Origin of the sequence: Escherichia sp. 94.0001 (assembly GCF_013369155.2) — a bacterium.
Taxonomy (GTDB): Bacteria; Pseudomonadota; Gammaproteobacteria; order Enterobacterales; family Enterobacteriaceae; genus Escherichia; species Escherichia coli_F.
In genome coordinates this window covers 22656-31500 of the sequence record NZ_JABWMS020000054.1, presented here as the reverse complement: position 1 = coordinate 31500, position 8845 = coordinate 22656, and the positions used below count along the sequence as shown (strand labels likewise).

Below are 8845 nucleotides of genomic sequence, written 5' to 3'. Positions count from 1 at the left end.
TCATGAATATTTTCATTAACAGAAACACATCTTATCCCATTAGATATGTTAACAATCAATTATTCTTAACATATCACTAAAGTATATATTACTCTCTTTACTATCTTTTTTTATTGCGGTAGCGATATTAATAGCAAAATTCGGAATTTATTTAGATGCTGGAATAAGAAAAAGTGATGGCGGCTTTCTCACCTTACCCTGAAGTTTCAGGAAAGTGTGTAAGGAAGGATGCAACCTAACTGGAGATTTCTGATGATCTAGTTGCTTAGAGCGACAATGAAGGTGAACGCATCCTGGGTAGCCCTATGAAAGGATACTATTGAAACTTGATGCTAAAACAGTGATGAAATGAATAACAAGATGGAAACGTCTTCCATGTTAATTATCATGGAAGACGTTGATGTTGAACACCTAAACCAGCCCCCTGATACGAGGCTGGCTTAAGCGCGCAGGCTATCAGTAAAAATCACCCGTAGCCTTTTCGGCCTGATCCATCCACACCGGTTTATCGCTGGTTTTCGACCAGACGCGATGCAGGTAGCTGTAAAAGCGGGCGCGGTCTTTCCAGAAAAGCATGAAAGGCAGCGCCAGGACGCCCGCTGCAACCGCATAAGTACGGCGTAAAAAGATAAGCCATGCAGGATATTCTCTGTAGAGTTCCATACTTTTCTCCCCCTTTTGTATCTACCCGGTGAATGGCACCGGAAAAATGAATTCGTTTATCTGATGAAAATAGTACCGCCTTTTGTGTAATTTTACTACTCATCCGACCACTTATTTTTGCTTATTGATGGTTTATTTACATTCATCGTGTAATTAAGTTACATGAAAGTTAAATTAATACTAACCATTAGTTAAATCATGGCTTTTGCCATTTTTATACTTTTTTTACACCCCGCCCGCGGATTTTTGCGAAATCTTTGCAGCCAGAATTCTACCCTTCCGGTATCACTTTAGGCCACTGGAGGTGCACTGTGAGTGCAGGCGTGATAACCGGCGTATTGCTGGTGTTTTTATTACTGGGTTATCTGGTTTATGCCCTGATCAATGCGGAGGCGTTCTGATGGCTGCGCAAGGGTTCTTACTGATTGCCACGTTTTTACTGGTGTTAATGGTGCTGGCGCGCCCTTTGGGCAGTGGGCTGGCGCGGCTGATTAATGATATTCCTCTTCCTGGTACGACGGGCGTTGAGCGCGTACTTTTTCGCGCACTTGGCGTGTCTGACCGTGAGATGAACTGGAAGCAGTATCTCTGTGCCATTCTCGGCCTGAACATGCTGGGGCTGGCGGTGCTGTTTTTTATGTTGCTCGGTCAGCACTATCTACCGCTTAACCCGCAGCAGTTACCGGGGCTGTCGTGGGATCTGGCGCTGAATACCGCCGTCAGCTTTGTCACGAATACCAACTGGCAATCTTACAGCGGTGAAACCACGTTGAGCTATTTCAGCCAGATGGCGGGCTTAACGGTGCAAAACTTTCTTTCTGCCGCCAGCGGGATTGCGGTGATTTTTGCCCTCATCCGCGCGTTTACCCGCCAGAGCATGAGCACACTCGGCAATGCCTGGGTCGATCTGCTACGCATCACGTTATGGGTGCTAGTCCCTGTGGCGTTGTTGATCGCACTATTTTTTATTCAACAAGGTGCGCTGCAAAACTTTCTGCCCTATCAGGCGGTGAATACCGTTGAAGGAGCGCAACAGCTGTTACCCATGGGGCCTGTAGCTTCTCAGGAAGCGATCAAGATGCTCGGTACTAACGGCGGTGGCTTCTTTAATGCCAACTCGTCGCATCCGTTTGAAAACCCAACCGCACTGACCAACTTCGTGCAGATGCTGGCGATCTTCTTGATCCCAACAGCGCTGTGCTTTGCCTTTGGTGAAGTGGCGGGCGATCGCCGCCAGGGGCGCATGTTGCTGTGGGCGATGTCGGTGATTTTTGTCATCTGCGTAGGCGTGGTGATGTGGGCAGAAGTTCAGGGTAATCCTCATCTGCTGACGCTGGGTGCGGACAGCAGCATCAATATGGAAGGTAAAGAAAGCCGTTTCGGCGTGCTGGTCAGTAGCCTGTTTGCGGTCGTGACTACGGCGGCTTCCTGTGGCGCGGTGATTGCGATGCATGATTCGTTTACCGCTCTCGGTGGCATGGTACCGATGTGGTTGATGCAAATTGGTGAGGTGGTATTCGGCGGCGTCGGTTCTGGTCTTTACGGCATGATGCTGTTCGTTCTGCTGGCGGTGTTTATTGCCGGGCTGATGATTGGTCGTACGCCGGAATATCTGGGTAAAAAAATCGACGTACGCGAGATGAAACTGACCGCACTGGCGATTCTGGTCACCCCGACGCTGGTGCTGATGGGCGCGGCGCTGGCAATGATGACCGACGCCGGACGTAGCGCCATGCTCAACCCTGGCCCGCATGGTTTTAGCGAAGTGCTGTACGCCGTGTCATCCGCCGCTAACAACAACGGCAGCGCCTTTGCCGGATTAAGCGCCAACTCCCCGTTCTGGAACTGTTTACTTGCGTTCTGCATGTTTGTCGGTCGCTTCGGGGTGATTATCCCGGTGATGGCAATAGCCGGTTCGCTGGTGAGTAAAAAGAGCCAACCCGCCAGCTCCGGCACGCTGCCAACGCACGGCCCGCTGTTTGTTGGCCTGTTAATCGGCACCGTGTTGCTGGTTGGCGCACTGACCTTTATCCCTGCCCTGGCGCTTGGTCCGGTGGCGGAATATCTCTCCTGATGATATTGAGTGAGCACTGAATATGAGTCGTAAACAACTGGCGCTATTCGAACCAACACTTGTCGTTCAGGCGCTGAAAGAAGCGGTGAAAAAATTAAACCCGCAGGCGCAATGGCGCAATCCGGTGATGTTTATCGTCTGGATCGGCAGTCTGCTGACCACCTGTATTAGCATCGCGATGGCAAGCGGTGCGATGCCTGGCAATGCGCTGTTTAGCGCGGCAATTAGCGCATGGCTGTGGGTCACCGTACTGTTCGCTAATTTCGCCGAGGCGCTGGCAGAAGGCCGCAGTAAAGCGCAGGCCAACAGTCTGAAAGGGGTGAAAAAAACTGCCTTTGCCCGCAAGCTGCGTGAGCCGAAATATGGCGCTGTGGCAGACAAAGTTCCTGCCGATCAACTGCGTAAAGGCGATATCGTACTGGTAGAAGCTGGCGATATTATCCCCTGCGATGGTGAAGTCATTGAAGGGGGTGCATCGGTCGATGAAAGCGCCATCACTGGGGAATCGGCACCGGTGATCCGTGAATCCGGTGGCGATTTTGCCTCCGTCACTGGCGGCACGCGTATTCTTTCTGACTGGCTGGTGATTGAGTGCAGCGTTAACCCCGGTGAGACATTTCTGGATCGGATGATCGCGATGGTGGAAGGCGCGCAGCGACGTAAAACGCCGAACGAGATTGCCCTGACCATTCTGCTGATTGCCCTGACTATCGTCTTTTTACTGGCAACCGCCACGCTGTGGCCGTTTTCCGCGTGGGGCGGTAATGCAGTCAGCGTAACGGTACTGGTGGCGCTGTTGGTCTGTCTGATCCCAACCACTATTGGCGGCCTGTTGTCAGCGATCGGCGTCGCCGGAATGAGTCGGATGCTGGGCGCGAATGTGATTGCCACCAGCGGACGTGCAGTTGAAGCGGCGGGCGACGTGGACGTCCTGCTGCTGGATAAAACCGGCACCATCACACTCGGTAACCGTCAGGCATCAGAGTTTATCCCTGCGCAGGGCGTAGAGGAAAAAACGCTGGCCGACGCAGCACAACTGGCTTCGCTGGCCGACGAAACGCCGGAAGGCCGCAGTATTGTGATCCTCGCCAAGCAGCGTTTTAACCTGCGCGAGCGCGATGTGCAGTCGCTTCACGCCACTTTTGTACCGTTTACTGCGCAAAGTCGAATGAGCGGGATCAATATCGACAACCGTATGATCCGTAAAGGTTCTGTCGATGCCATTCGCCGCCATGTTGAGGCTAACGGTGGTCACTTCCCTGCCGATATCGGTCAAAAAGTCGATCAGGTTGCGCGTCAGGGAGCCACGCCGCTGGTGGTGGTGGAAGGTTCTCGTGTGCTGGGCGTTATTGCGCTGAAAGATATCGTCAAAGGCGGCATTAAAGAGCGCTTCGCCCAGCTGCGCCAAATGGGCATAAAAACGGTGATGATTACTGGCGATAACCGTCTGACTGCCGCCGCCATTGCCGCGGAAGCGGGCGTCGATGATTTTCTCGCCGAAGCGACACCGGAGGCCAAGCTGGCGTTAATTCGTCAGTATCAGGCGGAAAGCCGTTTGGTGGCGATGACCGGCGACGGCACCAACGATGCTCCGGCGCTGGCACAGGCAGATGTCGCGGTAGCGATGAACTCCGGCACTCAGGCGGCGAAAGAAGCGGGCAATATGGTGGATCTCGACTCTAACCCGACCAAGTTGATCGAGGTGGTGCATATTGGCAAACAGATGCTGATGACCCGTGGCTCGCTCACTACCTTCAGCATCGCCAACGATGTGGCGAAATACTTCGCCATTATTCCGGCGGCGTTCGCGGCAACGTATCCGCAGTTAAATGCGCTGAACATCATGCGCCTGCATTCGCCCGACTCCGCCATTCTCAGTGCGGTCATTTTCAACGCCTTGATTATCGTCTTTTTGATTCCCCTGGCGTTAAAAGGCGTGAGTTATAAACCGCTTACCGCTTCTGCCATGTTGCGCCGTAACTTATGGATTTACGGTCTGGGTGGGCTGCTGGTGCCGTTTATTGGTATCAAAGTCATTGATTTACTGCTGACCGTTTGCGGTCTGGTGTGAGGTTTACCATGCGTGGATTACGTCCGGCATTATCAACATTTCTCTTTTTGTTACTGATTACTGGCGGTGTTTACCCGCTGCTGACCACCGCGCTGGGGCAATGGTGGTTTCCCTGGCAGGCCAATGGTTCGTTGATTCGCGAAGGTGATACGGTACGCGGCTCGGCATTAATCGGGCAGAATTTTACCGGCAACGGCTATTTTCATGGTCGCCCGTCGGCAACGGCAGAAATGCCCTATAATCCACAGGCTTCTGGCGGGAGCAATCTGGCGGTCAGTAACCCTGAGCTGGATAAACAAATCGCTGCACGCGTTGCCGCATTACGGGCCGCTAACCCGGACGCCAGCACGAGCGTTCCGGTTGAACTGGTGACGGCGTCAGCAAGCGGGCTGGACAATAACATTACCCCGCAAGCGGCGGCCTGGCAGATTCCTCGCGTGGCGAAAGCGCGTAATCTCAGCGTTGAACAGCTCACGCAGCTGATCGCAAAATATAGCCAACAACCGCTGGTGAAATATATCGGCCAGCCGGTCGTCAACATTGTCGAACTCAATCTGGCGCTGGATAAGCTTGATGAATAACGAACCCTTACGTCCCGACCCCGATCGTCTGCTGGAACAAACTGCCGCGCCGCATCGGGGGAAGCTGAAAGTTTTTTTCGGTGCCTGTGCAGGCGTCGGGAAGACCTGGGCGATGCTGGCAGAAGCCCAGCGACTGCGGGCGCAAGGGCTGGATATTGTGGTTGGCGTGGTTGAAACTCACGGACGGAAAGATACCGCCGCAATGCTGGAAGGGCTGGCTGTTCTGCCGCTAAAACGCCAGGCGTACCGTGGGCGGCATATCAGCGAGTTTGATCTCGATGCCGCCCTCGCCCGCCGTCCGGCGCTGATCTTAATGGACGAACTGGCGCACAGTAATGCGCCAGGTTCTCGTCATCCTAAACGCTGGCAGGACATTGAAGAGCTGCTGGAAGCAGGCATTGATGTTTTCACTACCGTCAACGTTCAGCATCTGGAAAGTCTGAATGATGTGGTCAGTGGCGTCACCGGAATTCAGGTACGGGAAACCGTGCCCGATCCTTTTTTTGATGCTGCCGACGACGTGGTGCTGGTGGACTTGCCCCCGGACGATCTGCGCCAGCGGCTGAAAGAAGGCAAAGTCTATATTGCCGGGCAGGCGGAGCGCGCCATTGAACATTTTTTCCGCAAAGGCAATCTGATCGCCCTGCGCGAACTGGCACTGCGCCGTACTGCCGATCGCGTAGATGAACAAATGCGCGCCTGGCGGGGGCATCCTGGCGAAGAGAAAGTCTGGCACACGCGCGACGCGATCCTTTTATGCATCGGGCATAACATCGGTAGTGAGAAACTGGTCCGCGCGGCGGCGCGGCTGGCGTCACGGCTGGGTAGCGTCTGGCACGCGGTGTATGTTGAAACCCCTGCCCTGCATCGCTTACCGGAGAAAAAACGTCGGGCAATTCTCAGCGCCTTACGTCTGGCGCAGGAGCTGGGCGCGGAGACAGCAACACTTTCTGATCCGGCGGAAGAAAAAGCCGTAGTGCGTTATGCCCGTGAACATAATCTCGGCAAGATTATTCTCGGTCGCCCGGCCTCGCGCCGCTGGTGGCGTCGGGAAACGTTTGCTGACCGACTGGCGCGCATCGCCCCCGATCTCGATCAGGTGCTGGTCGCGCTTGATGAACCACCCGCCCGCCCGCTTAATAACGCGCCGGATAGCCGCTCTTTTAAAGACAAGTGGCGGGTACAGATTCAGGGGTGCGTGGTTGCCGCCGCGTTATGTGCCGTTATCACCTTAATTGCCATGCAGTGGCTGATGGCGTTTGATGCCGCCAACCTGGTGATGCTGTATCTGCTTGGCGTGGTGGTGGTGGCGCTATTTTATGGACGCTGGCCTTCGGTGCTTGCTACCGTCATTAATGTGGTGAGTTTCGATCTCTTTTTTATCGCCCCACGCGGCACGCTCGCCGTCTCTGATGTGCAGTATCTGCTGACTTTCGCGGTGATGTTAACCGTCGGGCTGGTGATCGGGAATCTTACTGCTGGCGTACGTTATCAGGCGCGGGTAGCCCGTTACCGCGAGCAACGCACACGACACTTATATGAAATGTCGAAAGCTCTGGCTGTGGGACGCAGTCCGCAGGACATCGCCGCCACCAGCGAACAATTTATTGCTTCCACGTTTCATGCCCGCAGTCAGGTGTTGTTGCCCGATGACAACGGCAAATTGCAGCCGTTGACACATCCGCAAGGAATGACGCCGTGGGACGATGCCATCGCGCAGTGGAGTTTTGATAAAGGCCTGCCTGCGGGCGCGGGCACCGACACGTTACCCGGTGTGCCATACCAGATTTTGCCGTTAAAAAGCGGTGAGAAAACCTACGGGCTGGTGGTGGTGGAACCGGGGAATCTGCGCCAGTTGATGATCCCGGAACAGCAACGCCTGCTGGAGACGTTCACGCTGTTAGTTGCCAATGCCCTGGAACGCCTGGCGCTGACCGCCAGCGAAGAACAGGCGCGGATGGCAAGCGAACGAGAACAGATCCGCAACGCCCTGCTGGCGGCGCTTTCGCATGATTTACGCACGCCGCTTACGGTGCTGTTCGGTCAGGCAGAAATCTTAACGCTCGATCTGGCAAGCGAAGGATCGCCTCACGCCCGCCAGGCCAGCGAGATTCGTCAGCATGTGCTGAACACGACCCGACTGGTGAATAATCTACTGGATATGGCGCGAATTCAGTCCGGCGGCTTTAATTTGAAGAAAGAGTGGTTAACGCTGGAAGAAGTGGTCGGCAGCGCGCTGAAAATGCTGGAACCGGGTTTATCCTCGCCCATCAATCTTTCTCTGCCAGAACCGCTGACCTTAATCCACGTTGACGGGCCACTCTTTGAACGGGTGCTGATTAATCTGCTGGAGAACGCGGTGAAATACGCGGGTGCGCAGGCCGAAATTGGTATCGATGCCCACGTTGAGGGCGAAAATCTACAACTGGATGTCTGGGATAACGGCCCCGGTCTTCCACAAGGCCTGGAGCAGGCGATATTCGATAAGTTTGCTCGTGGAAATAAAGAGTCGGCGGTGCCGGGCGTTGGGCTTGGGCTGGCAATTTGTCGGGCGATTGTGGATGTACACGACGGCACCATTACCGCGTTCAACCGACCGCAAGGTGGTGCCTGTTTTCGTGTTACACTTCCCCAGCAAACTGCCCCTGAACTTGAAGAATTTCATGAGGATATGTGACAAACGTTCTGATTGTTGAAGATGAACAGGCTATTCGTCGCTTTCTGCGCACAGCGCTGGAGGGCGATGGGATGCGCGTCTTTGAGGCCGAAACGCTGCAACGCGGCTTGCTGGAAGCGGCAACCCGTAAGCCAGATTTGATTATTCTCGATCTCGGCCTGCCAGACGGTGATGGGATTGAGTTTATCCGCGACCTGCGCCAGTGGAGCGCGGTGCCAGTAATTGTGCTTTCCGCCCGCAGCGAAGAAAGCGACAAAATCGCCGCGCTGGATGCCGGAGCGGATGATTACCTGAGTAAGCCATTTGGTATTGGCGAATTACAGGCCCGTCTGCGCGTTGCTTTACGCCGCCACTCCGCCACCGCCGCTCCCGATCCGGTGGTGAAATTTTCTGATGTTACCGTCGATTTAGCCGCCCGCGTAATCCACCGCGGCGAGGAAGAGGTGCACCTCACACCGATTGAGTTCCGCCTGCTGGCCGTGCTGCTCAACAACGCCGGAAAAGTGCTCACCCAGCGCCAGCTCCTCAACCAGGTGTGGGGGCCAAATGCGGTCGAACACAGCCACTATTTGCGTATATATATGGGGCATCTGCGACAAAAACTGGAACAGGATCCGGCTCGGCCTCGCCATTTCATTACTGAAACCGGTATTGGGTATCGGTTTATGCTTTGAATGTTAATTTTAATATATCCTGTCTTTTATTAATTAAAGCCGTAATAATAAATACGGCTTTTTATCTTAAACAACACACAAAAATAACAATTCAATATTTTATAT

General features: G+C 54.1%; 7 protein-coding genes. 6 read left to right on the top strand and 1 reads right to left on the bottom strand.

Annotated features, from left to right (window positions below):
* Positions 1–456: 456 nt before the first annotated feature.
* Positions 457–663 (bottom strand): YbfA family protein, encoded by a 207-nt coding sequence (locus HEN33_RS19090; protein ID WP_000424924.1) that lies wholly within the window; start codon positions 661–663, stop codon positions 457–459.
* A gap of 311 nt (positions 664–974) precedes the next feature.
* Here HEN33_RS19090 and kdpF point away from each other — a divergent pair, with 311 nt between their 5' ends.
* Genes kdpF through kdpE form a run of 6 tightly spaced genes read left to right on the top strand, consistent with a single transcriptional unit; the run spans position 975 to position 8740 of the window.
* A complete protein-coding gene (gene kdpF / locus HEN33_RS26430) occupies positions 975–1064 on the top strand; it encodes a K(+)-transporting ATPase subunit F (protein WP_001272653.1) in 90 nt (29 codons plus the stop codon).
* Entirely contained in the window at positions 1064–2737 is a 1674-nt protein-coding gene (gene kdpA / locus HEN33_RS19080; RefSeq protein WP_176263200.1) for a potassium-transporting ATPase subunit KdpA, read from the top strand. The genes kdpF and kdpA overlap by 1 nt, the downstream gene beginning before the upstream one ends.
* Positions 2738–2759: 22 nt before the next feature.
* Positions 2760–4808 carry a potassium-transporting ATPase subunit KdpB gene (gene kdpB / locus HEN33_RS19075; protein WP_176263199.1) on the top strand — a complete coding sequence of 683 codons (2049 nt, stop codon included), beginning with the start codon at positions 2760–2762 and terminating at the stop codon, positions 4806–4808.
* An 8-nt stretch (positions 4809–4816) separates the two neighbouring features.
* Entirely contained in the window at positions 4817–5389 is a 573-nt protein-coding gene (gene kdpC, locus HEN33_RS19070) for a K(+)-transporting ATPase subunit C (RefSeq protein WP_015953583.1), read from the top strand.
* Positions 5382–8066 (top strand): two-component system sensor histidine kinase KdpD, encoded by a 2685-nt coding sequence (gene kdpD, locus HEN33_RS19065; RefSeq protein ID WP_176263198.1) that lies wholly within the window; start codon positions 5382–5384, stop codon positions 8064–8066. The genes kdpC and kdpD overlap by 8 nt, the downstream gene beginning before the upstream one ends.
* Positions 8063–8740 carry a two-component system response regulator KdpE gene (gene kdpE / locus HEN33_RS19060; protein WP_000186069.1) on the top strand — a complete coding sequence of 226 codons (678 nt, stop codon included), beginning with the start codon at positions 8063–8065 and terminating at the stop codon, positions 8738–8740. Before kdpD ends, kdpE begins: the two co-directional genes overlap by 4 nt.
* Positions 8741–8845: the final 105 nt, after the last annotated feature.